General features: G+C 61.3%; 17 protein-coding genes. 7 read left to right on the forward strand and 10 right to left on the reverse strand.

The window, feature by feature from the left end:
* Nucleotides 1–7 precede the first annotated feature (7 nt).
* From ACYVM5_RS15120 to rhaT, 5 genes are all read right to left on the reverse strand, one after another.
* Nucleotides 8–1,753, reverse strand: coding sequence for a hypothetical protein (locus ACYVM5_RS15120; protein WP_460618948.1), 1,746 nt, complete (start codon nt 1,751–1,753; stop codon nt 8–10).
* Between the two features lie 87 nt (nt 1,754–1,840).
* Nucleotides 1,841–2,659 carry a rhamnogalacturonan acetylesterase gene (locus ACYVM5_RS15125; RefSeq protein ID WP_460618949.1) on the reverse strand — a complete coding sequence of 273 codons (819 nt, stop codon included), beginning with the start codon at nt 2,657–2,659 and terminating at the stop codon, nt 1,841–1,843.
* Between the two features lie 133 nt (nt 2,660–2,792).
* Nucleotides 2,793–3,572, reverse strand: a complete 780-nt coding sequence (locus tag ACYVM5_RS15130) for a rhamnogalacturonan acetylesterase (RefSeq protein ID WP_460618950.1) — start codon at nt 3,570–3,572, stop codon at nt 2,793–2,795.
* A 186-nt stretch (nt 3,573–3,758) separates the two neighbouring features.
* Nucleotides 3,759–5,693: a rhamnogalacturonan lyase gene (locus ACYVM5_RS15135; protein WP_460618951.1), complete on the reverse strand. Its 1,935-nt coding sequence runs from the start codon at nt 5,691–5,693 to the stop codon at nt 3,759–3,761.
* Between the two features lie 75 nt (nt 5,694–5,768).
* Complete coding sequence (rhaT, locus tag ACYVM5_RS15140) at nt 5,769–6,857, reverse strand: L-rhamnose/proton symporter RhaT (RefSeq protein ID WP_460618952.1); 1,089 nt, start codon at nt 6,855–6,857, stop codon at nt 5,769–5,771.
* Nucleotides 6,858–7,100: 243 nt separating this feature from the next.
* On the opposite strand from rhaT, the gene ACYVM5_RS15145 reads away from it, so the two are divergent.
* The 7 genes from ACYVM5_RS15145 to ACYVM5_RS15175 all read left to right on the forward strand — a co-directional run bounded on the left by ACYVM5_RS15145 (nt 7,101) and on the right by ACYVM5_RS15175 (nt 16,149).
* Nucleotides 7,101–9,209, forward strand: a complete 2,109-nt coding sequence (locus ACYVM5_RS15145) for a bifunctional aldolase/short-chain dehydrogenase (RefSeq protein ID WP_460618953.1) — start codon at nt 7,101–7,103, stop codon at nt 9,207–9,209.
* Nucleotides 9,210–9,454: 245 nt separating this feature from the next.
* Nucleotides 9,455–10,465: a GntR family transcriptional regulator gene (locus ACYVM5_RS15150; protein WP_342298339.1), complete on the forward strand. Its 1,011-nt coding sequence runs from the start codon at nt 9,455–9,457 to the stop codon at nt 10,463–10,465.
* Between the two features lie 190 nt (nt 10,466–10,655).
* Entirely contained in the window at nt 10,656–11,936 is a 1,281-nt protein-coding gene (locus ACYVM5_RS15155) for a TIM barrel protein (RefSeq protein ID WP_460618955.1), read from the forward strand.
* Nucleotides 11,937–11,944: 8 nt separating this feature from the next.
* Complete coding sequence (locus ACYVM5_RS15160; RefSeq protein ID WP_460618956.1) at nt 11,945–13,330, forward strand: FGGY-family carbohydrate kinase; 1,386 nt, start codon at nt 11,945–11,947, stop codon at nt 13,328–13,330.
* Between the two features lie 115 nt (nt 13,331–13,445).
* The gene (locus tag ACYVM5_RS15165) at nt 13,446–14,186 is read left to right on the forward strand and encodes a (Fe-S)-binding protein (RefSeq protein WP_460618957.1); all 741 of its coding nucleotides are present in this window, start codon (nt 13,446–13,448) and stop codon (nt 14,184–14,186) included.
* Entirely contained in the window at nt 14,183–15,583 is a 1,401-nt protein-coding gene (locus tag ACYVM5_RS15170) for a lactate utilization protein B (RefSeq protein WP_460618958.1), read from the forward strand. The genes ACYVM5_RS15165 and ACYVM5_RS15170 overlap by 4 nt, the downstream gene beginning before the upstream one ends.
* Complete coding sequence (locus tag ACYVM5_RS15175) at nt 15,580–16,149, forward strand: LutC/YkgG family protein (RefSeq protein WP_460618959.1); 570 nt, start codon at nt 15,580–15,582, stop codon at nt 16,147–16,149. The genes ACYVM5_RS15170 and ACYVM5_RS15175 overlap by 4 nt, the downstream gene beginning before the upstream one ends.
* Before the next feature lie 285 nt (nt 16,150–16,434).
* Here ACYVM5_RS15175 and rhaM read toward each other — a convergent pair whose 3' ends face one another.
* The 5 genes from rhaM to ACYVM5_RS15200 form a co-directional block, all read right to left on the reverse strand.
* Complete coding sequence (rhaM, locus tag ACYVM5_RS15180) at nt 16,435–16,749, reverse strand: L-rhamnose mutarotase (RefSeq protein WP_460618960.1); 315 nt, start codon at nt 16,747–16,749, stop codon at nt 16,435–16,437.
* An 8-nt stretch (nt 16,750–16,757) separates the two neighbouring features.
* Nucleotides 16,758–19,610: a glycosyl hydrolase gene (locus ACYVM5_RS15185; RefSeq protein ID WP_460618961.1), complete on the reverse strand. Its 2,853-nt coding sequence runs from the start codon at nt 19,608–19,610 to the stop codon at nt 16,758–16,760.
* A 50-nt stretch (nt 19,611–19,660) separates the two neighbouring features.
* A complete protein-coding gene (locus ACYVM5_RS15190; RefSeq protein WP_460618962.1) occupies nt 19,661–20,794 on the reverse strand; it encodes a glycoside hydrolase family 88/105 protein in 1,134 nt (377 codons plus the stop codon).
* Between the two features lie 144 nt (nt 20,795–20,938).
* The gene (locus ACYVM5_RS15195; RefSeq protein WP_460618963.1) at nt 20,939–22,165 is read right to left on the reverse strand and encodes an oligogalacturonate lyase family protein; all 1,227 of its coding nucleotides are present in this window, start codon (nt 22,163–22,165) and stop codon (nt 20,939–20,941) included.
* 28 nt (nt 22,166–22,193) lie between these two features.
* Nucleotides 22,194–22,943 (reverse strand): polysaccharide deacetylase family protein, encoded by a 750-nt coding sequence (locus tag ACYVM5_RS15200; RefSeq protein ID WP_460618964.1) that lies wholly within the window; start codon nt 22,941–22,943, stop codon nt 22,194–22,196.
* Nucleotides 22,944–23,069: the final 126 nt, after the last annotated feature.

Below are 23,069 nucleotides of genomic sequence, written 5' to 3' on the forward strand. Positions count from 1 at the left end.
GGCGGCTCTAGTAATGTGTGTGGTTGACCACAGAATTCCGCAGATATTCCAGGTCCTTCTTCGAGTCCTTACCGCTGTGGGTGGCGCTACGGCTGCCGAAAATGCTTAGCCGGCCCTGGCTCAGCGTGATGACTTCCTCGGCCCCTTGACCCGTGAAATCGAACATGTGGAAGACCATATCCGGGAAATATAGCTCGCCGGTGCCGGCATCGTTCAGGTGGAATTTGTGCCAGAACAGCCAGGTGGCACCGTCGCCGCGCCAGTTGCCGCGCACGAAATCGGGGTTGCCGTTGATGGGGTTGCCGGGCCATTTTTTTACCAGGTTGCCCGCGTTGTCGAACCAGTAGAGCTGGCTGGAGAGGCCCGGCTCGTCGGTGCCCTTGGTGCCGTAGGTGCGCCCCCCGATGACGACCTGCGGGCCGGAAACGCCTTTCAGAAAATTGCCCACCGCCAGCTGCTGGCTGTGCTCGGCGGTGTTTTGCCAGATGATTTTGCCGGTCAGGGCTTCGTAGATGAATACGCCGGTTTCGCTGTTGGCGGTGGCGATGTCGAGCTTGCCGTCGCCGTTCATGTCGATGAACTTGTAGCTGTCGGCGTGGTCGTGGTTGTCGGGCAGCAGGTCGAAGCGGTTCCAGATTTCCTTTCCGCGCGTATCGAGCAGCAGCGAGCCAACAAGGACTTCGTCGAGGCCGTCGGCGTTGAGGTCGACGGGGTAGATGTAGTGGCCGAGGTTGTCTTTTTTGCGGTGCTCGGTGTGCTGCCAGAGCTGTTTCAGGTCGGCCGAGTAGGCGGTCACGTTCTGGGTGCCGCCCATGTCGGTGTAGGCCACCAGGTCGTTGGCCGGGCCGGGGTGCAGGTGCGCGATGGCCAGCCGGAAGTTGTTGTAAACGTGCGGCAGCGGCTGGGTGGGCCAGGCGGTTTTGCGCAGGATTTTGCCGGTGCGGCCGTCGGCCACCACCAGCCATTCCTGGCCCTCGAGGTAGCGCCAGTGCACCACTTCAGCTTTGCCGTTGTGGTCAAAATCCCAGAGCACGCCGGGCGCTTCAAATTCTGACCGCTCCTTCACGTACTCGGCGGGCGCTTTATAGGCCCACAGCTCCTTGCCGGAATTATCGAAAACGTGGGCCGAAAAGTCGGGCTCCAGCACCATAAAGTCGGTTTTGCCGTCGCCGTCTACGTCGCCGAATTTTACGGCGTTGGATTGTGGAATGGGGTATTGCTTTAGCAGCGCCACGTCGTCCGGCAGTTGGTAGGGCCGCACGTCTTCTTCTTTCAGATTGGCGTTTTTGCTCAGCACCAGCACGTCCACCGCCGCGCCCATTTCGATGCGGGTGAGCTTCACGTAAGCCATTCCGGCGGGCAACTCAAACGTGCCACCGGCCTGCCAGCTCAGCGGGCCGCGGCCAAAGGTGACGGCCGTTACCTGGTCGTTGATGGCCACTTTGAAGCTGGTGTTTTTCTCGCCCTGGCTGCGCACGTACAGCGTGTACGTGCCCGCTTCCGGCACCGGCACGCGCACCTGCATGTTGGTTTTTGACTTCAGGACCAGCGCGGTGTTATTGTAAATCCAGGGCGCGTGCAGGCCGTTGGCATCGGCAATAATGACGCCTTTGGGAAGCTCCTGAATAAAATCCGAGGCCGGAATGATGACCGTGACCGGCAGTGGCGCGGGCCGAGGGGCAGGCGTTTGGGCGCGGCTGCTTAAGCTGCCGAAGCAGCTTAGTAGCAGGGCCACGGCGGTGAGTTTTTTCATACGGCGGAAGGGCAGTAGCGCGGACTTTGTAGTCCGCGAATCAATGAGTGTGTGGAGTCACTGTACTCGCGGACTACAAAGTCCGCGCTACTTCTTCAGATACTTGCTCAACGCCAGCCCCTTTGTGGCCCTGATGCCTTCCGCTACGGTAGCTGCATTCAGAACAGCTCCCGCCTCGATGGTGTGGGTGTGGTCTTTCGATGTGAAGTACACGGCGCCCACTTTGGCTTCGCCTTCGCGGTCGTATTTATCGGCCACCAGCCGGTTCAAATCAATGAAATAGGCGCCGCCTTGCTTGGCGGCTTCGGTGGCCCATTTGGTGTAGGTGTCGGTGGCGCGGTTCACCTTGCCATCTTTCCATACGTTGCGGGGGATGAGGGAGCACACCACCGGGGTAGCGCCTTTGGCCTTGGTTTCGCTTATTACTTTCCGCAAATACCAGCCGTAGCTATGCACCACTTCCTGCTGTTTGGTGAGGGGGTTGTAGACCGCCTGGCTTTCGTCGCCGTTGCTTTTGATGGTGCCGCGGGCGCGGGCGGTGTCGGCCAGTGGGCCGTCGTCGTTGTGGCCAAACTGCATGATGACGAAGTCGCCGGGCTGGATTTTGGCGCGCACGGCTTCCCACAGGCCTTTGGTCTGGAAGGTGCGGCTGCTGGTGCCGCCCAGCGCATCATTCTCCACGCGGATGCGGGTGGTGTCGAAGTGCGCGGCCAAATAGCTGCCCCAGCCCCAGAGGCCGCCGTCGCCCTTGCCCTTGCCGTTTTTTACGGTGGAGTCGCCGATGAGAAAGAGCGTAGGCTTGTGCTTGGCGAGCGGGTGCGTGAAGCCGGCCAGCAGCAGGGCCACCAGCAGCAGGCCGTAGCCCAGGCTGGCGCGTAGAGGCAGGTTGGGGCGGGTGGGTTTCATCAGAGGGCAATTTGCTTTAATCGTTTGTCATCCTGAGCGCAGCGAAGGACCCTATCACGTTCGTAGCCGTTGAAATACTGCAAGTCGTTCTTCGGTGATAAGGTCCTTCGCTGCGCTCAGGATGACAGGCAATTTATTTCTTCAGGTACTTGTGCAGCGCCAGCTTTTTGTTGGCTTTGATGCCGTCGACCACCGATTCGGCGTTGATGATGGCACCGGCTTCGTTGGTGTGGGTGTGGTCGCCGGGGAAGAATTTCTTCACTTCCACCGGCCCCAGCTGGTCGTATTTCAAAGCGGTTATTTCGTTGAGATTGATGAAGGCCACGCCTTCCTGCTGCGCTACTTCCTGGGCCCACTTGCCAAAATCATTGCTGGCCCGGATGACCTTGCCGTCCTTCCACTCGTTGCGCGGAATCATGGAGCAGACTACCGGCGTGGCCCCTTTGGCCCGGGCTTCGCGGATGAATTTGCGCAGGTACCAGCCGTAGGTGTTCACGGTTTCGGAGTGGCCGTCGGGCCACACGAGGCTTTTGGTTTCTTCGCCGGTGCCACGCAGCACGCCGCGCCGGCCGGCCTTGGTGGTGTCGGGCGGGCTGCCTTCGTTGTGCCCGAATTGCATGATGAGAAAATCACCGGGCCGGATGGCATCGATGGTGGTTTCCCAGCGGCCTTCGCTAATGAAGGTGCGGGTGCTGCGGCCGGCCTTGGCGTTGTTGCGCACCTTGATGCGGGTGGTGTCGAAGTAGGCCGCGATTACGTTGCCCCAGCCTGCCTGGGGCGGGTTCGGGTTGTTCACCGTGGAGTCGCCGATGAGGTAGAGCGTGGGCGGCGCGCTGGGCCGGCCGAAGGCGCATGCCAGCAGCAGCAGGGCAGCAGCGGCCAGCAGATGCCGTAGGAGCAGGGGCTTTTTCACGGGCGGGTTTGGGGGAGAAGGAGCAGCGCAGTATTCGATAGCCAAATGTTGGACGGAATGCGGGCGGCCGTATCCTGCACCTACCTGCACGCCGGAATTCGTTGGGGCATGAAGGTTGGAGTAGGCCGGAGGCCGGCGTCCGGCTCTGTTTACCCCCTTAAGCATGGCACACCGCGCGCGTCCGGCCTATTTCATCCCCTCGCCCAGAAAGAAACCGGGGTGCGGGGGCTGGTTGTAGCCCACGTTTTCGCGGGCCACGCCGAGGCGGTAGGCGCGGTCCTGCATCAGCGTGACGAGGCGGTGCGTGGTGGGGATGGGAGTGCTGAAAATGAGCAGGGCCGAATTGTCGGCGGTGCGCCACACCACTTCCTCGCGCCAGTCGCCCAAGAGGTCGGCGCTGAGGCAGGACGTGGCTTTGGTGCCGTTGCAGGAGCGCGCTCCAAAATCCTTGCCCTGCAATAAAGTAGCGAGTTGGCCGGCCTGATAGTCCCACTTTTCCACGCGGGTATCATCTAGCAGCTCGCGCAGCAGGTCGCCGTCCCACCACAGGCCGAAATTGACGGAGCGCGGCGACGGGCCGATACGCTCCCCTTTGCAGGTAAGCAGGCCCAGCTCGGAGTTGCTCACCCACATTTCGGCCCCGGGGTGGCGCGGGTCGATGTCGGCGGCCATACCCCGGCCCACGTCCTCGCCGGGCAGTTTGGCGAAAAGGATTTGGCCGGTACCGGCGGCGTAGAGGGCCGCGCCGGGGCCGTTTTCGTGGCCGGGCACCTTCTCCTCGTTTTCGTGCACGCCCCAGGCTTCGAGGCCAGGCAAGGCGGGGTCGAAGTCTGAGACGTGAAGGGCGTCGCCGTGGCGCAGGCCGGTGCTGAACAGGCCCGTGCCGTTGTCGTCGACCACCATCGAGCCGTACACGATTTCGTCGTGGCCATCGCCGTCCACGTCGTTCACGCTCAGGCCGTGGTTGCCCATGCCGGAGAAGGGGTTTTGAGCGTCTTTCGAGTCGAACACCCAGCGCGAAGTGAGCTGGCCGCCGCGCCAGTCCCAGGCGGCCAGCACGGTGCGGCCGTAGTAGCCGCGGCACATCACCACGCTGAGTTTGGCACCATCGAGGTAGGCCACGCAGGCCAGAAAACGGTCGACGCGGTTGCCGTACTGGTCGTTGCCGCCATTGCCGCCGATGCCGCCCCAGCCGCCCAGTTCGCCCCGCGCCGGCAGGTAGGGCACGGAGGCCAGCGCCGCGCCCGTCCGCCCATCAAATACCGTGAAATACTCCGGCCCGGCCAGGATGCGGCCATACTTCGCGTCGCGGGCCGTGGGCACGCTTACGCCATCACTGGGCACGGTGAGGGAGCGGTAGTCTTTGCTGCCATCGCCAAGGGTTTTGCCTGCGCCGTCCACGGTGCCGTCGGCGGTTTTGCAGGCGATTTCGGCCCGGCCGTCGCCGTCCAAATCATACGCCATAAACTGCGTGTAGTGGGCGCCGGCTCGAATGTTCCGGCCCAGGTTGATGCGCCACAGGCGGGTGCCATCCAGCTTATACGCATCCAGAATGACCGGCCCGGTGAGGCCGTTTGAGCCGTTGTCGCGGGCGTTGGTGGGCTCCCATTTTAGCACGATTTCGTACTGGCCGTCGCCGTCGAGGTCGGCGGCGCTGGCATCGTTGGCGGTATAGGTGTACGGGCTGGTTTCGGAGCCGCTGCTCACCGTGCCGCCGGGCGGCGGCTGGAGCGGCAGGCGCAGGTAACCGTCGGCCCACGTTTTGGCGGTGGCCGAGGCGTCAGTAGCGGCTTTAGTATCTCCAGCCACTCGCACCGAATAGTTAGCCGACTGCCCCTTTGGAGCAGATTCATCGAGCCAGTTGGTGCCGGCCGTGAGCGGCTGCTTGTTCAACTTGACCGCCATGGAGCCGGTTTGCCGGAAGACATCAAAGGCCACGCCGGGCGCATCATTTGCCAGCAAGCGCCAACTGATGAAGACCTTGCCATCGGGCTGCGCCACGGCCACTACGCCCCGCCCCAGGCGCTCGGCCTGCACCTGCGGGGCGGCCAGAGGTGCCGCCGATGGACCGGCCCCCAGCAGGCCGCAAATCAGGAAAACTGCCGCGTAACGGTGGCTCATGGGAGTCAGTAAAAAAGCCCGGCCCTCATCCATCACGACAAGGCCCGGGCTCCAGTTGGAAGAGAGAGGCAGCGGCTATTTTCCGGCGCTGATGGCGGCCGTGTCCTGCGCCGGGGCCTGATGCTCGGGCGAGCCCAGGTAGTTGCCGTAGCCCACCACCACCGTGGACAGCACCACGGCGATGATACCCAGCGTCACCGTCCGCATGGTGCTGCGGTTGGCCCCGCGCCACTCGTGCAGCACGAGGCCCCACATGCTGCTAAAGGCAATGATAAAGGCCATGTGCAGCGTCCAGCCCGAGAAGCGGTACGCGCCCATCTGGCTGTCGCCCATGCCATAAAAGAAGAACTGGAAGTACCACGTAGTGCCCGCCAGCGCGCAGAAAATGATGTTGCGCAGCGCGGGGTAGGAGGGGTTCAGGTAGTCGGTGTAGGTCTTGTTTTTGAGGTTGAGGTAGAGGCACCAGATGGCGTTGGTGGTGAGGCCGCCGGCCAGGATGATGACCAGAATGGCGTTGTTCACGAACAGCGGGTTGGTGCCGTTGGCCTCAGCCAGCTTGGCAATGGGCTGCCCGGCCGTGAGCCCAAACGAGAAGCAGGCACTCATAATGCCCGAAAACACGGCCACCATCAGCCCTTTTTTTAGGTCGAATTCGGCAATGGATTCCTGCTTTTGCTCCTGGGTCAGCGTTTTCTCCTTCAGCAGGCCCGCCCGGCCGCAAATCAGAATGCCCAGCACGCACACGCCTAACCCCAGGATGATGTAGCGGCCCGAGTCCGTAGCCAGTAGCGCGCCCATCTTGCCCTCGTAAATAGGCGGAACCAGCGTGCCGAATACCGCGCACAGCCCCAGCGTGACGGCCATGCCCAGCGATAAGCCCAGGTACCGCATGGCCAGCCCGAACGTGAGCCCGCCCGTGCCCCACAAAATGCCCCAGAAATAGGCCCAGGCAATGGTCGAGTTATCGGCCTGGTGCAGCACCTCAAACAGATGCGGCACGGTGAGGTAGCCCAGCACCCACGGCGCCACCAGCCAGCTCACAATGCCGCCCACCAGCCAGTAGCTTTCCCAGGACCAGCCGTTCACCTTCTTGTAAGGCAGGTAAAAACTGCCGGAGGCAAAGCCGCCCAGCGCATGAAGAATAACTCCCCAGATTACAGCCATTGCTACGTATGGTATGGTAAGGTTTCCGGCAAAGCTGCCGGGTAAGTGAGGACAAACCCTCCTGTGCTCTCCTGAACGCGAAATAACGCTGGATTTTGTGCCTTTTGGGGCGTGGCCGGGCGGGTAACAATTTTTTTACTGCTAAGCAGGAGAGTGCAGGATGTTGGCCGTTAGCCCCTCCGGCACCTTTGTACCATCGCAAACCTATCTCGAATTCTGGTTAACGCATCTGCAACCTATCTCATGGAAAAAACCCTCACTTTCCAGCACGTCAGCTACCTCTGGGACGAAGCCAAAGCCGCCGAGCTGGCCGGCGACGAAGTAGCCCTTTTCCTCTACCGCTCCAACCTGCTCGGCGCCGACCTGCGCCTGACCAACTACGCCGGGGGCAACACCAGCTGCAAAATTCAGGAAACCAACCCCGTCACCGGCGAAGCCGCCGAAGTGATGTGGGTGAAAGGTTCGGGCGGCGACATTGGCACGCTCACCCGCTCGGGCTGCGCCAACCTGTACGTTGAGAAGCTGCACCAGCTGAAAAACCGCTACCGTGGCCTCGAATTTGAAGACGAGATGGTGGGCCTGTTCGAGTACTGCCTCTTCGACCCCAAGTGCGCCACGCCTTCCATTGATACCCCGCTGCACGGCCTGCTGCCCTTCAAGCACATCGACCACCTGCACCCCGATGCTCTGATTGCCATTGCGGCCAGCAAGGACGGCGAGCAAATCATGCACGAAATCTGGGGCGATACCATGGGCTGGCTGCCCTGGCAGAAACCCGGTTTCGACCTCGGTTTGCAGCTCGAAAAAATCGTGGCCGACAACCCCGGCCTGCGCGGCGTTATCCTCGGCGGCCACGGCCTCTTCACCTGGGGCGACACGAGCTACGAGTCGTACATGAACACGCTTGAAGTCATTGAGCAAGCCGCGACTTACCTCGAAGCCAACTATGGCAAGAAAGCCCCCGTTTTCGGTGGCGTGAAGCGTGAGCAAACCCTCGACGCTGCCGGCCGCCGCACCGCCGCCGCCGCCGTGATGCCCGTGCTGCGCGGCCTGGCCAGCAGCCAGCGCCGCATGCTGGGCCACTATACGGATGATGCCCGCGTGCTGGAGTTCGTGAACTCGCACGACCTGGCCCGCCTCGCTGCCAAAGGCACCAGCTGCCCCGACCACTTCCTGCGCACCAAAATCCGCCCGCTCGTGCTCGATGCCGACGTGATGCAGGGCGACGCCGCCAGCGTGAAAACGTATCTGGAAGCCCAGTTTGAAGCCTACCGCGCCGATTACGCTGCGTACTACGAGCGCAGCAAGCACCCCAACTCGCCCGCCATGCGCGATGCGAATCCGGTTATTATTCTGTGGCCCGGTGTGGGCTTGTTCTCCTTCTCGAAAGACAAGCAGACCGCCCGCGTAGCCGCTGAGTTCTACACCAACGCCATCAATGTGATGCGTGGGGCTGAGGCCGTGAGCACCTACCAGGGCTTGCCCGAGCAGGAAGCCTTCAACATCGAATACTGGCTGCTCGAAGAAGCCAAGCTCCAGCGCATGGCTCCGCCCAAAGCCCTCTCGGGCAAGGTGGCCTATGTGACCGGCGGCACCGGCGGCATCGGCAAAGCCATCTGCGAGGAGCTGCTGAAATTCGGCGCCTGTGTGGTGGCCGTGGACCGCGACCGCCTCGAAGAAACCCAGGCCGACCTGCGCAAGCAATTCGGCAAGGACAGCGCCATCACCGCGCCCATCGAAGTAACCAGTGCCGAAAGCATCGCCGAGTCGCTGAAAGCTGGCGTACTGCAATTCGGCGGCGTCGACATTATCGTGAACTGCGCTGGCTTGTCGATTTCCAAGCCTTTGGCCGACACCACGCAAGCCGACTGGGACATTCTGAACGATGTGCTCGTGAAAGGCCAGTTCTTGGTGAGCCAGGCCGCCGTCACCATCATGCGCCAGCAGGGGCTGGGCGGCGATATCGTGAACATTGCCAGCAAAAACGGCCTCGTGGCTGGCCCCAATAACGTAGCCTACGGTACCGCCAAAGCGGCCCAGCTGCATATGAGCCGCCTGCTGGCCACCGAGCTCGGGGCCGATAAAATCCGCGTGAATACCGTGAATCCCGACGCCGTGCTGCGCGGCTCGAAAATCTGGGAGGGCGACTGGGCCGCCGGCCGCGCTAAGGCTTACGGCATCTCGGTAGAAGAGCTGCCCGCCCACTACGCCAAGCGCACGCTGCTGGGCGAAGAATTGCTCTCAGAAGACATTGCCAAAGCCGTGCGCGTGTTCGTGGATGGCTCGCTGAGCAAATCCACTGGCAACGTGCTGAACGTGGACGGTGGTGTGGCCATGGCCTTTGTGCGCTAGCATTCTGTAACATTAAGCCCGCTGACCTGGCGTCCCGATTTTAGAATTGGGGCGCCAGGTTTTTTGCTGCGATAGTATTGGCTAACGCGTGTGCGGCTGGCATTGCCTAAAAGGCTACATTTGGGGCACGACCTCTGAATAACGCCTTTTTTGTCCCTTATTCCACCTTGCTGAATTCTGCCGCCGCCAACTGGGTTTACCCATGGTAGCGCGGCCGAAATCATCTGACTTGCCCACCACCCGGCATGTATCAACTCCAACTAAAGCCCCTCGATAAAACGCCGAAGTACAAGCAGATTGTGCAGTCGGTCATCATGGATATTGAGCGCGGTGTGCTGAAAAACGGCGACCACCTGCCCAGCATCAGCGAGCTGAGCGTGGAGCATTACCTGGCGCGCGATACCGTGGAAAAAGCCTACCGCGAGCTGCGCGAGCGCGGCTTCATCACCTCGGTGCAGGGCAAGGGCTACTACGTGGAAACCAGCGACAACTCGAAGCTGAAAATCCTGCTGGTGTTCAATAAGCTGAGCTCCTACAAGAAAATCATCTACTACGCCTTCCTCGAAACCCTCGGCGACCGTGCCACCGTCGACCTCCAGATTCACCACTACAACGTGAATCTGTTCCAGGAAATCATTGAGAAGAATCTCGGCAAATACAACTACTACGTGGTAATGCCGCACTTCACCCTGGACACCGACAAGGCCATTTCGCGGGCCATTCTCAACACCATTCCCAGCCAGGAGCTGGTGTTGCTGGATAAGGACATCCCGGAGCTGACCCACGATTGCCTGCGCGTATTCCAGGACTTCGACAAGGACATTTTTACCGCCCTCGAAAAAGCCGAAGACCTATTGGAAAAATATTCCCGCCTGGTCCTCGTGCTCCCCTCCGATGCCAACCACCCCGAGGAATTGCCGTGGGGTTTTCGGTCCTTCTGCCTGATGCGCAACAAGGAGTTTTCGGTGGTTGAAAATGCCATGAATGAAGTGGTGCAAGCCGGCACCGCCTATGTGGTCATCCGCGAAACCGACTTGGTGGAGCTGGTAAAGAAAATCCGCCAGACCAGCTACCTGCTGGGTCGTGAAGTGGGCATCATTTCCTTCAACGAAACGCCCCTGAAAGAGCTGCTGAATATGACGGTGATTACCACCGACTTCGAGGCGATGGGCCGCACGGCCGCCACGCTGCTGCTGGAAAAGCAGCGCGTAAAGGTGAAAAACCCGTTTTATACGATTCGTAGGGGGTCGTTGTAACTGTAGCGTGGACTTTGCGAGTCCGCGCATGGGCGAACGTTCTGACAATGCGCGGACTCGCAGAGTCCACGCTACATGCTGCGCCATTAGGTTTCGCGCGCAAAACAGGAGAGCCCAGAACAGTTCCGGCCGATGGAAACGGGTAATTTGTTCTACCCAACCAACACCGGACATTATTCTCTTGTCAACTATGTTCTCCGACCAACGCCTCGCCGAACTCAACCAGCCGTTGCTGGCCGAGCACCAAACCCAGTTTCAGTACACGGCCGAATCGCCGCGCCTGCGCCACGCCGATGTGGCGGCGATAGTGCAAAAGCTGATTGATTTCCAGGTCGCTATTCCGAGCTGGGCGCTGGGTACGGGCGGCACGCGTTTCGGCCGTTTCGCGGCCGGCGGCGAGCCCGCCACGCTGGAAGATAAAATTGGCGACGTAGGCATTCTACAAGCTCTCAACCGCTCGTCGAATTCCATTTCGCTGCACATTCCCTGGGATATTCCGCAGGACATTCCCGGCCTCCAGCAGCTGCTGAAGGAGAAGGGATTGGTGATTGATTCGGTGAACTCCAACACCTTCCAGGACCAGAAAGACCAGCCGCATTCCTACAAGTTCGGCTCACTCAGCCACACCGATAAAGCCGTACGCGAGCAGGCCATTCAGCACAACATCGACTGCGTGCGCTACGGCCGCCAGCTCGACGCTAAAACCCTGACCATCTGGCTGGCCGACGGCTCCAATTTCCCCGGCCAGTCGCACCTGCGCCGCGCTTTTTCGCGCACGCAGGAGTCGCTGGCGGCTATTTACGAAGCCATGCCCTCGGACTGGGCCATGCTGGTGGAGTACAAGCCCTACGAGCCCAATTTCTACTCGATGGTGATTCCGGACTGGGGCACCTCGCTGGCGCTGTGCCAGGCGCTGGGCCAGCAGGCGCAGGTACTGGTCGATTTGGGCCATCACCTGCCCAACACCAACATCGAGCAGATTGTGGGCCGCCTGCGCCAGTTTGGGCGCCTCGGTGGCTTCCACTTCAACGGCTCGATGTACGGCGACGACGACCTGACCACCGGCAGCATCAAGCCCTTCCAGCTGTTCTTGATTTTCAACGAGCTGGTGGACGCCTCCCTCGACAAATCGGTCCCCGCCGAAGCGGTGGCCTACATGATTGATGCCAGCCACAACGTGAAAGACCCGCTGGAAGACCTCCTGCAATCGGTCGAAAATATCCTCTCCGCCTACGCCAAAGCCCTGTTGGTCGACCGCGAAGCCCTCGCCGAAGCCCAGGACGCCAACGACGTGGTACGCGCCGAAGAAATCCTGCGCGATGCCTTCCTCACCGACGTGCGCCCGCTGGTATCGGAAGCCTACCTGCGCAGCGGCGGCGCTATCCGGCCCCTCGCGGCCTTCCGCGCCGAGGGCGTGCGCGAGAAACTCATTCAGCAGCGCGGCAAGCACAGCGTATCCACCGGGCTATGATACAGACGATGAAAAAGTCCGTCTACGCCGTTTTTGACATTGGCAAAACCAATAAAAAGTTGATTCTTTTCGATGAGAACCAGCAGATTATTGACGAGGAGCTGCACATCTGCACCGACGTGCTGGATGATGATGGCTACCCCTGCGACCATCTGCCGCGCCTCACCGAATGGGTTCAGACGCATTGGAAGCAGCTCCGCAACCACCCGCACTACACCGTGAAGGGCGTGAATTTCACGGCCTACGGGGCCAGCTGGGTGCACCTCGGCGCCGATGGCCAGCCCCTGCTGCCGCTCTACAACTACCTAAAGCCCATGCCGGCCGACATCGAGGCCAAGTTCTACGCCGAGTTGGGCCAGTCACCCGAGGAGTTCGCGGCCGACACCTGCTCGCCGCGCTTGGGCCTGCTGAACTCGGGTCTGCAGCTTTACTGGCTGAAATACGCCAAGCCGGAGCAGTACGCGCAGATTCAGACCTCGCTGCATCTGCCGAATTATCTGTCGTATTTGATTTCGGGCGAGAAATTCAGCGACTTCACGTCCATCGGCTGCCACACGGCGCTGTGGGACTACAAGCGCGGCGACTACCACGAGTGGGTGCGCCGCGAGGGCATCGATGAGAAACTGGCGCCCCTCACCCGCGACTCCATCGCCTCCGTGGTCGATGGCATTTTGGTAGGGGTGGGCCTGCACGATAGCACCTCAGCCGTGATGCCTTATCTGGCAGAGAATGACGAGCCGTTCGTGCTGGTGTCCACCGGCACCTGGTCGGTCACCATCAACCCGTTCAACAGCAATTCCCTCACCCCCGAGCTGCTGCGCCGCGACTGCCTCAGCTTCATGACGCCGCGCGGCGAAGCCACCCGCGCCGCGCGTGTATTCCTGGGCCGCGAGCACGACTACCAGGTGGAGCGCATTGCCGCGCATTTCCACGTCAAGCCCGATTTTTACCGTTCCATCGTGCTGGCTCGCCCGTATGACGAGGCTTCCACCGGTTTCCGGCCGGCGTGCATGGCTGGCACCGGCCCTTTCCCCGACCAGCCGGCCGAGGAGTGGGATTTGAGCGGCTTTCGCACGGCTTCGGATGCCTACCAGCACCTCATGCACGGGCTGATTAGCATCCTTTTGGAGTCAATCCACCTCGTGTGGCAGGGCGAAAAAACCATCTTCGTCGATGGCGGCTTTGCTCGCAACCCGCTCTTCATGCAAACGCTGAGCTGGAACTTCCCGAAGGCAGAAATCCGCACGCTGGAGGTACCGCAGGCCACGGCGTTGGGTGCGCTGGTGCACCTGGAACAGGGGGAGGCACTGAAGAAAACCCAGCCGCTGTTTACGGATGAGGATGATATGCCGCTGGCGGCTGTGCGGAACGACGTCGCGCCCGTGAACAAGTAGTCAGGCGAGGTAGAGACGCATAATTGCGTCTCGTCATTGCTGATGTTGTTCAGGTATTGCGCTGGCCGTTCAACGACGAGACGCAATTATGCGTCTCTACCCCTAGAAAACAATAATGAAAGTTGCCCTATTCGTCCCGTGCTATATCGACCAGTTCTACCCGCAAGTAGGCATTGCGACGCTGCAATTGCTGGAGAAACTGGGCGTGCAGGCGCACTTCCCGGCCCAGCAAACCTGCTGCGGCCAGCCCCTGGCCAACAGCGGCTGCGAGCGCGACGCCCTGCCCATCTACCGGCATTTTGTCGAAACATTCAGCGACTATGACTACGTGGTGGCTCCATCGGGCAGCTGCGTGTACCACGTGCGCAAGCACTTCGATAAGCTGGACCAAACGGCCGACGTGCAGCACGTTCGCGGCGCGGCGTATGACCTGATTGACTTCATCAGCACGGTGCTGAAGGTGGAAAGCCTGCCGGGCGCCTTCCCGCATAAAGTGGGCCTGCACCTGAGCTGCCATGGCCAGCGCGGCCTGCACCAGGCCAACGAATCGGAGATGACGCCCGTGCGCGACGGCCAGCTTAGCCGTCTCATGGCCTCGCTCGATGGCATCGAGCTGACCCAGCTCAACCGCAACGATGAGTGCTGCGGCTTCGGCGGAACCTTCTGCGTGAGCGAAGCCGGCATCTCAGCCCGTATGGGCCAGGACCGCGTGGCCGACCACGTCCGCAACGGGACAGAGGTACTGACGGGCAGCGACATGTCGTGCCTGATGCACCTCGAAGGCATCGTGCGCCGCGCCCAGCTGCCCATCAAAGTGATGCACGCGGCCGAAATTCTTAACGGACTAACCGCATGAACCACGCCACCCGCGCCGACAAGTTTTTGCTAGATGCCGACCGCACCACCTGGCACGACGAAACCCTGTGGTTTGTACGCGAGAAGCGCGACCGCGCCGCATACGGTGTGCCCGAATTTCAGGAGCTGCGCGCGCTGGCCTCCGGCATCAAAGACCATACGCTGAGCCGGCTCGACCTGTATTTGCAGGAGTTTGAGGCTGCCGCGCAGGCCAACGGCGTGCACGTGCACTGGGCCGCCGATGCGGCCGAGCACAACGCCATTATTCTGGATATTATTCAGCAACAGGGCGCCACGCGCATTGTCAAGAGTAAATCGATGCTGACGGAGGAGTGTCACCTGAACCCGTATTTGATTAAGCACGGCATTGAGGTGGTGGACACGGATTTGGGTGAGCGGATTATTCAGTTTCGGGATGAGCCGCCGAGCCATATTGTGCTGCCCGCCATCCACCTGAAAAAGGAGGATGTGGGCGACACCTTCCACATGCACCTAGGCACGGAGAAGGGCGAAAGTGACCCGCAGCGCCTCACCGAGGCCGCCCGCCAGCACTTACGGGGCAAGTTTATTGCCGGGCAGGTAGCTATTTCGGGCGTCAATTTCGCCATTGCCGAAACGGGTGGCGTGGTGGTGTGCACCAATGAGGGCAACGCCGACTTGGGCGTGAACCTGGCCGCCGTGCACATTGCCTGCATGGGTATCGAGAAGATTATTCCGCGTCTGACGGACTTGGGCGTGTTTACGCGGCTGCTGGCCCGGAGCGCCACCGGCCAACCCGTTACGACCTACACCTCGCACTTCACCAAGCCGGTGCCGGGCAAGGAGATGCACATTGTTATCGTGGATAATGGGCGCACGCAGCAGCTGGGCCGGCCCGATTTCCGGGCTTCGCTCAAGTGCATTCGTTGTGGGGCCTGCATGAATACCTGCCCGGTGTACCGGCGCAGCGGCGGCCACAGCTACGATTTCACCGTGCCCGGGCCGATTGGGGCCATTCTGTCGCCGAACATCGACATGAAAAAGCACGCCTCGCTGCCGTTTGCCAGCACGCTCTGCGGCTCGTGTACTGACGTGTGTCCGGTGAAAATTGACATTCACACCCAGCTCTATAAGTGGCGCCAGGTGCTGGGCGAGGCCAACGAAATCCCGGCCTCGAAGAAGTGGAGCATGAAATTTATGGGGCGCGTGCTGGCCAGCACCCGCGTGTACGGGCTGGGCGGGCAGTTTGCGCGCAAGGCGCTACGCCTGCTGCCGCACGGCCTCACCCACGCCAAAGGCTTCAACGCCTGGGCCGTGGCCCGCGAGCTGCCCGAAGCGCCCAAACAGAGCTTCCGCGAGTGGTATGCCAAGCAGCCGCAACCCGCCGCTCAGCCCCCGCAACCCAAAGTACCCGCATGAGCACCGCATCCCGCGACCGCATTCTGGCCGCTACCAAGGCCAACAAGCCAGCCGAACTGCCACTGCCCACCGTGCCCGATTTCGGCGGCGAGGCCACAATTGAACGGTTTACCACGGTGCTGGCCGGTATCGGTGGTACGGTGGTGCGCATGAGTGGGCTGGCTGAGCTGGTGCCTACGCTGCAGCAGCTTTTTCCTGAGGCCCGTGCTACGGCCTCGCCCTTGTTTGCGGCTTCCGTGCCCATCAATGCGCAAACGCCCACCGGCATTCTGGCCGCCATCGACCTGGCGGTGTTGCCGGGCGAAATCGGTGTGGCCGAGAACGGCGCGGTCTGGTTGCCGGAGGCAAATATGATGAACCGGGCGCTGCCCACCATCACCCAGCACCTGGCGCTGGTGCTCGACCAGCGGCGCATTGTGGCCACTATGCACCAGGCCTATGCGCAGCTCCCGAATACCGGCGGCTACGGCAAATTCGTGGCTGGCCCATCCAAAACGGCCGATATTGAGCAGTCGCTGGTGATTGGCGCGCACGGCGCCCGTAGCTTGGTGGTGCTGCTATATTGAGCCTTTCGCCCCCTGTTTTCAAGCAAAAAAAGAAGCGGCTCCCAATGGGGGCCGCTTCTTCAACTTTGGGGTCCATTAATACTTAAACTTGCTGCGCCAGCCACGCGGCTATTGGCGCCACAACGCTGACGTGACCCGTAGCGGCGAATAGAGGAAAGAGGACTCCCACCCATCGTTTCTCCGGCAGGCTACGGGCCCGTCAGGTTGTTTGCACTCACTCCACAAAGCTGGGAATTAGAGAGCTGCGAACCTTCCCGCACCCTCCTGCTAGCGAAAAAAAGAATGCTAATCCATGTGAAAAACCCGCGTCAGCGGCTGCACCACGGGCGAATTGTCCGGGTTGGTTTCCATTAAGTCGCCCATGTAAGCCCACCAGCGCTGCATGATTTCGGTGGCTGGCAAACCAGCCGTGGTGTGGCCAGGCAGGCGCTTTTGCACCGCAAACAGCCGGCCGCTGGCGGCATCGAGGTAAATCGAATAATCCCGGATGCCGGCCTCGGTCAATAAGGCCGAAAGCTCGGGCCAGATTTCGTCGTGGCGGCGCTGGTATTCGGCGGCCACGCCGGGCCGCAGCTGCATTGTGAAAGCTACTTCTTCCATAACTGAAATTATTGAGCGGGCGCGCCCGTGCTGGCCGGCGTGAGGGTGACGGGGCCAAGCAAGCCGGACTCCAGCGGCGTCCACTTATTGGTGGTGAACAGGCCGTCTTCGCCGCGGTTTTCCTTGAGCTTGGCGGGCATGTTGGTGTTGTAGAAAATCTTCCAGTCGACGTGGTTGCGGTCCAGGTCCTCGATGCGGTTGGCCATCAGGTTGCTCACGGTCACGGTGAGGGTGTTGCTGGCTTTGAGTTGGTATTTCGGCACGTAAACCTGATACACCGGGCCCAGGAGCGTGGTGGCGGGCTGGCCGTTCACCTGCACGCGGGCACTCTGGGCCACCCGGCCGAGGTCGAGCAGGAAGCCGTCGCCGTCGCCTTGCGGCAGGGCGAAGGTGGTGCTGTAGGTGGCGGTGCCCGAGAATTTGCGGCCCGCGTCGCCGGCTAGCGTGGTCCAGGAGGCCAGCTCTTTGGTCTGAAGTCTGGCGGGCAATTCCGGGCCGCCCGAGATGAAATTCAGGTCCCAGGGGCCGGTGAGGGGCTGGGGCGCGGCGGCCACGGTGAGGTAGGGGTAGGCAGGGCCGGTGCGCTCGCCTTCGTTGGTGTCGAGGATGCAGGTTTCGCCGGGGTTGAGCTGCACGTAGATTTCAGCCTGACCCTGGGCCGTGGCGCGGATTTTGGCCATGCCGGTTTGCTCGGTCATGGGGTTGTAGAGGGCGGCGGCTTTGGCGGGCGTTTGCAGGTTTATCCAGCCAGTGAAGGGCTTCTCGGCCCAGTTGGCCAGGAAGTAATAATGGCCCTGGGCATGGCTGCGGCGAGTGAATTGCAGCCCCTGGTCGGCCAGGGTTTCGCGGCGCACACTGGCTTGCGCCAGCAGCTGCGGCACGTCATTACCCAGCAGCACCCGGCCCTTGCCGAGGCTGGCCTGCTGCACGCCGGCCTGGGCTGTGGCCTTGAATTTAAGCTGGGCCAGCAGCTTCCGGAAGTTGCTGCGGCGGTTTTCGAGGTTGCCGAGGCCGGGCACATCGGCGGGCAGCTGGTTTTGCAACAGGATGGTGCCGCCGTTCTGGGCCAGCTTCAGCAGGCTTTCCAGTGTGGGCAGCGGCATGAGGTGGGCATCGGGCACCAGCAGGGTTTGGTAAACGGCCCCGCCGCTGGTGATGAGGGTGTTGCCGGTGTTTTTCACGGCCTGCACCTGCTTGTCGGAGATGAAATCATAGCCGTAGCCTTTGCTCAGCAGTAGCTCGCTGGTGGCCTCAATGGGTAGCCCTTTGAAGCCGTGCTCGATGCCATCAAAATGCTGAAGCAGCACCTTGCCGGGCCGGGTGTAGGCATCGGAAATGGGCAGGTAGAGCAGCACGTCGTTGCTGGGTTGGCCGGCTTGCAGGAACGACTGCGCGCGGGCCGTGTACTGGTTCAGCTTGCCGAAATCCGTCCAGAACGGGTTCTGCGGGTTGAACTCCACCGCCGCGTAGAACAGCCAGCCGGGCCACTTGGCCGAGGGCGGCGAATAAGCCGTGCCGTGGTAAAAAACGTGGTTTACCCCGCCCAGCAGCATCCGGTCGATGGCCTTCTTCACGTCGCTCAGCTTGCTCAGAAAATGGTCATTCTCCCAGGTCGCCGTCTCGGCCGACGTCAGCGGCTTGCCCGTAACGTGCGCGGCCGAAGACGCGAATTTGATACGCGTCAAATCCTCGCCTTCCGTCTCGGGGATGTCCGTAGCGGCATACAAGTCCAGAATATTGGCCGGGGAACCGTGGGCCTGGTTGCGAATCAACGCGTCGTGGGTTTTGGCCCAGGCGCCCCAGGTTTGGGTGTAGTTTTCGAGCAGCAGCTCCGAAATTGTCTGGCGATAATCCGTTAGCACGCGCTGGTTTTCGTCCTCGCTGGCCTTGTTGAACAGCGCGGGCAGGTGCTGGCGCAGGTCGTAGCCGCGCCGCTTCTGGAATTCGGCAAACATCTGGGGCGTCCAGTTGGCTTCGCCCTGGGCATCGTCTACCTCATACGAATCGTTGAAAAACGCCCGGATGGGCTTCACGTTGTGGCCCGCGAAAGCCTTGTCGAAATACGCTAAATAATGGTCGGTAGCAGTTTTGGAGAAGTGGTCAATCACGTCGCCCTCGCCGCCGGGGCCAGCGCGCTCCACCTGCTTGCCGTGCCCACCCTGGAACAGCGCGTAGAGCGTCCATGAGGAGCCGGCCGGGGCCGTCCAGCTCAGCTTGCCATCGGGGCCAACTTTGCTGGTCAAATCCAGCGTTTCGCCCTTGTCCGAATACGCCATCAGCGCCTGCAGCGGCAGCGGCTTCTCGAAGCGTACCTGCTCCAGAGCCAGGGTTTGCATGTTCTTGTTTTTGGCCACCGGGTCAGCCAGTTGCTTGATGTCGACCTTGTGACCAATAGCCGTAGCAATGGGCTTCTGCATGAAGCTGACTGGCCCGCTCAGACTCGCGCCGCCCTTCACCTCATAGGTTTTGTAGGTTACATACTTCGAGGCATCCACCGGGGCCACCCACGGCCCGCCGAAGGGCCAGCCCGACGCCTGCGCCATGTCAATGCCCAGCCCCAGCCGCCCGGCCTCGGTGAGGGTGTGCGAGAGCATGTCCATCCACTTCGGCGAGAGGAAGTCGATAAACTGACTTTCCGCGCCCTTCACGCCATAAATCGTGGTGATTTCCAGCCCGCCGAGGTTGGCTTTCTGGTACTCGGTGAGCACGGTGGTGAGGTCGGCTTTGTTCACGGCGCTGCCTTCCCACCACCAGCGCGTCCAGGGCTTGGTTTGCTGGGTGATGGCGGGCCACTTGGGGGACTGCGCGTGGGCGGTGAGGCCCAACGTGGCTAGAAATAGAGGGGCAAGAAGTCGTTTCATGTTGGTCGTTCTGGCGGGGAAGGGATTCCGGCGGCGGGGCGCTAGCAGGGTTATTTCAACTTATACATCTCGCTGCCCGCCAACAGGAAGCAGCCCAGGCCGTAATCCTCAAAGTCGGGGCGCGAAGTGTAGCTGACGGGCTGGCCGTCCTTGGGCTCCTTGCCGGTGCCCTGCACGTAAGCCAGCGAGCCGTTGGGCGTCACGCATTCGGTGGCCATGGCCTGCCAGGCTTTGGCAATGATGGGCTCGTATTTCTGCTTGTCGAGCAAGCCGTGGTTCAGGCCCCAGGCCATGCCGTACACAAACAGCGCGGTGCCCGACAGCTCCTTGCCGCCGAAATGCGTGGGGTCGTGCAGGCTCACATTCCAGTAGCCGTCAGCGCGTTGGATGGGTGGCAGGGCCTGCATCATGTTCAGGTACATCTGTTCGTATTCGGCGCGGTGCGGGGCATCTTTGGGCATGATATCGAGCACGCGCACCATGGCGGCCACCACCCAGCCGTTGCCGCGGCTCCAGTAGCAGTCTTCGCCGTTGGGCTCTTTGTAGGGCGGCACGAAGTCTTTGTCGCGCCACCACAGTTTGTCCTCGGGGTTGTAGAGGCCGTGGCCGCCGTGCTGGGTTTTCGAGTAGTTGTAGATGCGGTACATCTTCTCGTAGTAGGCCGTGTCCTTGGTCATCGCGCCCAGCTTAGCGTAGACGGGCATGGCCATTTGCAAAGCGTCAATCCAGTTCCAGTCGTCGATTTTCGGGCTCTGCACCATCAGGTCGATGCTGGCCTTGATGTCGTGCAGGCGCTCGGGCTTGGGGTCGATTTGGTAGAGGTCGATGTACGTCTGGCCGGCGCAGTGGTCATCGGCATTGCGGTCCGTAATGCCCTTGCGGATGCCCCACTGGTGCTTGGTGCCCCAGTCCACGGCGTAGTCGTAGTAGCGCTTTTGCTTATCGGTCTGGTAGAGGGCCATCAGGCCTTCGTAGTACACGCCGCGCGTCCAGATGTGGCTGGGCCGGGCAATGTTGGTCACAATTTCCTTGCCCGGGTCGGGCCAGGTCCGCATGAAGTAGTCGTTGGCGCGCGTCATGCTTTTGAGCACGGCTTTCTTCTTGGGCAGCTTCTGGGCAGCGGCGGGCAGCGCGAGCAGGAGCGCGGCGCAGACGAGGGAGGAGAGGGTTGTTTTGAGGGACATTGGGTTGAACAGATTGGTTTGCCCGCGACCAGCCGACGGTCATGCAGAGCGCAGCGAAGCATTCTTACCGCTTCGTTGGTCTGGTGGGATTAGTATTGAGGTAAAGATGCTTCGCTGCGCTCTGCATGACGTTTTGGGCCAACTTTAAGAAGCCGACTTCGCAATTTCCACCGCGTACACCTGCGGCTGGCCCTCAAAATTGGCCCGGAAAATCAGCCATTTCCCATCCGGCGAAAAATGCACGTTCGGCTCCAGCGCGTAGTCGTGCATCTTCAGATTCGCCAGTTTTTCGGCCTGGAAATGGTCGCCAGCGGGCGTGAAGAGGTAAATCCAGTGGCCTTCCGACGACTTGGCTACCGAAGTCGGGTAGCCGCCGTCACCGGCAAAAATCTTCTGGTCGGCCGAGCTCGTGTAATGTACCGACCACTCGTCGCGGGTCAGCGCGTAGGTTTTCTCCACGCCAGTTTTTAGGTTGGTACCGGTCACGGCGAAGGTTTCGCCGCGCGGCTTCTGGTGGTCGAACCAGATGGTTTTGCCATCGGCCCCGAACCACTCGTGGCCGGCAATCTCGCGGTCCAGCGTGCGCTTATGAATCAGCTTCACGGCCTTCGTCTTGGTGTCGATGGTCCAGATGCGGTCCACCTTTTCCCACGGTCCTTCGTGGCAAAACATGAGGCAGTTGGGGTCGGTGGGCGAAAACTGTACATGGTTCAGCCAAGCCTTATCCGTGAAGAGTTTGGTGAGCTGGCCCTTGCCCTCGGTGCTCACCATGAAGAGCGTGCGCGGCAGCTTGGCGTCGTAGATGCGGTTGAAAAAGTCTTTCTTAGCCGGATACTGGCGGTAGATTTCCTTTTCTGCATCGCTGCCCCAGGCCCCGCCCAGCTGGGATTCGTCGGCATTCAACGTCGTGATATCCGCCTTAAAATCGGCCGGGAAAACGAACACGCGGCGCGTCTTTTTACTGTCGATGTGCGTGGCGTACACCGTGTCGCCCACCTGATAAAACACTTCCCGGCGCTTGCGGGCCACTATTTCGCCGTGCACTTTGCCGAAAGCCCGCGTGAGCGGCTCGGTCTGGTGGGTTTTCAGGTTGAGGGCGTAGAGCGCCTTGCCGGCCGGCGAGGTGTGGTAGTACACCATCTTGTCGCCTTCGGCGCCCAAGCTTTTCACAAACGGGTTGTTGTGAAAATAGAAGCTCTCGTTCGCGCCATCGAGGGGCGTGAGGCGCACCATCTTGTGGCCGGTATCGGCGTCAATCCACTCAGCGGCGGGCATGGGTTTCTGGCTGCCGGTGGCCATTTTCGTCTGGGCGTGGCCGCCGAAGCTCAACAGCAGGCCGCATAATGCGAGCAGGTAGCAGTTGGTTTTCATGGGTGGGTTTTGAGGGATGAGAGGGGACTTATTTCAGGTTTTCGTAGTGCGGCGGCAGGGTGCGCAGGGCTTCGGGCACGTTCACGTAGCGGGCCAGGTCGCGCAGGGCGATGATGTGGTAGCGGTGGTCGTGCAGGTACTTCATGTACTGCTCGAACAGCGCGGGTGGGGTCGTTACCCAGTCGTGGGCCACGTCGGGCACGCCGTGCACGGTCAGGATTACCACGTGCCCATCATGCGCCTGCCGAATGGCATTGAACACCTTGGCCGTATCGGTACCCGAGATGCTGAAGCTGGGCAGCAGCATGGGGTTATCCTGACTGGGATTATAGGCCCGGCCACCGCCGGCGCGGGCAAACTGGTAGCCGCGCTCGGGTAGCAGCGCCGTGGCCGTGGGCGCGGTGTCGTAGCCGGGATAAGCAAAAGTGACGGGCCGGGCAATGTGCCAGGTGCGGCAACGGGCCTCAATGGAATCCAGCTCGGCCCCCAGCTGCGCCCGGCTCAGCTTATTGACGTGCTGGTGGGTGAGCGTGTGGCTGGCCACCTCAAAGCCCTGCCGGTGCAGCCCCTGAATCTGCGCCCAGGTCATGTATTTGGTTTTATCGGAGAACGGCGGCTCCCGGAATTCGCACACGAAAAATGTGCCGCCGAACCCGTATTTCTGCAGCAGCGGGGCCACAAAAGTGGCGTGGCTCACGGCCGCATCGTCGAAGGTGAGGACGACGAGCTTATCCGGTACTGGCCGCCGCAGTACCTGGGCCGACGCAGCATGCCTCATCCCTAACCCCAACAGAGTCAGCAGCCAAGCCAGATGAAAGCGAGCAGGAAGCGCCACGGGTACCGGGTGGGAATGCGTGAAAGATGCCGCAAGAACCTTGCGGCATTGCGGTCAACCTTCCTGTAC

Source organism: Hymenobacter ruber (genome assembly GCF_054783255.1).

Coding starts and splice junctions, on each gene's coding strand:
- ACYVM5_RS15120 (WP_460618948.1), bottom strand. CDS start 1,753: ATGAAAAAACTCACCGCCGTGGCCCTGCTACTAAGCTGCTTCGGCAGC.
- ACYVM5_RS15125 (WP_460618949.1), bottom strand. CDS start 2,659: ATGAAACCCACCCGCCCCAACCTGCCTCTACGCGCCAGCCTGGGCTAC.
- ACYVM5_RS15135 (WP_460618951.1), bottom strand. CDS start 5,693: ATGAGCCACCGTTACGCGGCAGTTTTCCTGATTTGCGGCCTGCTGGGG.
- rhaT (WP_460618952.1), bottom strand. CDS start 6,857: ATGGCTGTAATCTGGGGAGTTATTCTTCATGCGCTGGGCGGCTTTGCC.
- ACYVM5_RS15145 (WP_460618953.1), top strand. CDS start 7,101: ATGGAAAAAACCCTCACTTTCCAGCACGTCAGCTACCTCTGGGACGAA.
- ACYVM5_RS15150 (WP_342298339.1), top strand. CDS start 9,455: ATGTATCAACTCCAACTAAAGCCCCTCGATAAAACGCCGAAGTACAAG.
- ACYVM5_RS15155 (WP_460618955.1), top strand. CDS start 10,656: ATGTTCTCCGACCAACGCCTCGCCGAACTCAACCAGCCGTTGCTGGCC.
- ACYVM5_RS15160 (WP_460618956.1), top strand. CDS start 11,945: ATGAAAAAGTCCGTCTACGCCGTTTTTGACATTGGCAAAACCAATAAA.
- ACYVM5_RS15165 (WP_460618957.1), top strand. CDS start 13,446: ATGAAAGTTGCCCTATTCGTCCCGTGCTATATCGACCAGTTCTACCCG.
- ACYVM5_RS15170 (WP_460618958.1), top strand. CDS start 14,183: ATGAACCACGCCACCCGCGCCGACAAGTTTTTGCTAGATGCCGACCGC.
- ACYVM5_RS15175 (WP_460618959.1), top strand. CDS start 15,580: ATGAGCACCGCATCCCGCGACCGCATTCTGGCCGCTACCAAGGCCAAC.
- rhaM (WP_460618960.1), bottom strand. CDS start 16,749: ATGGAAGAAGTAGCTTTCACAATGCAGCTGCGGCCCGGCGTGGCCGCC.
- ACYVM5_RS15185 (WP_460618961.1), bottom strand. CDS start 19,610: ATGAAACGACTTCTTGCCCCTCTATTTCTAGCCACGTTGGGCCTCACC.
- ACYVM5_RS15190 (WP_460618962.1), bottom strand. CDS start 20,794: ATGTCCCTCAAAACAACCCTCTCCTCCCTCGTCTGCGCCGCGCTCCTG.
- ACYVM5_RS15195 (WP_460618963.1), bottom strand. CDS start 22,165: ATGAAAACCAACTGCTACCTGCTCGCATTATGCGGCCTGCTGTTGAGC.
- ACYVM5_RS15200 (WP_460618964.1), bottom strand. CDS start 22,943: ATGAGGCATGCTGCGTCGGCCCAGGTACTGCGGCGGCCAGTACCGGAT.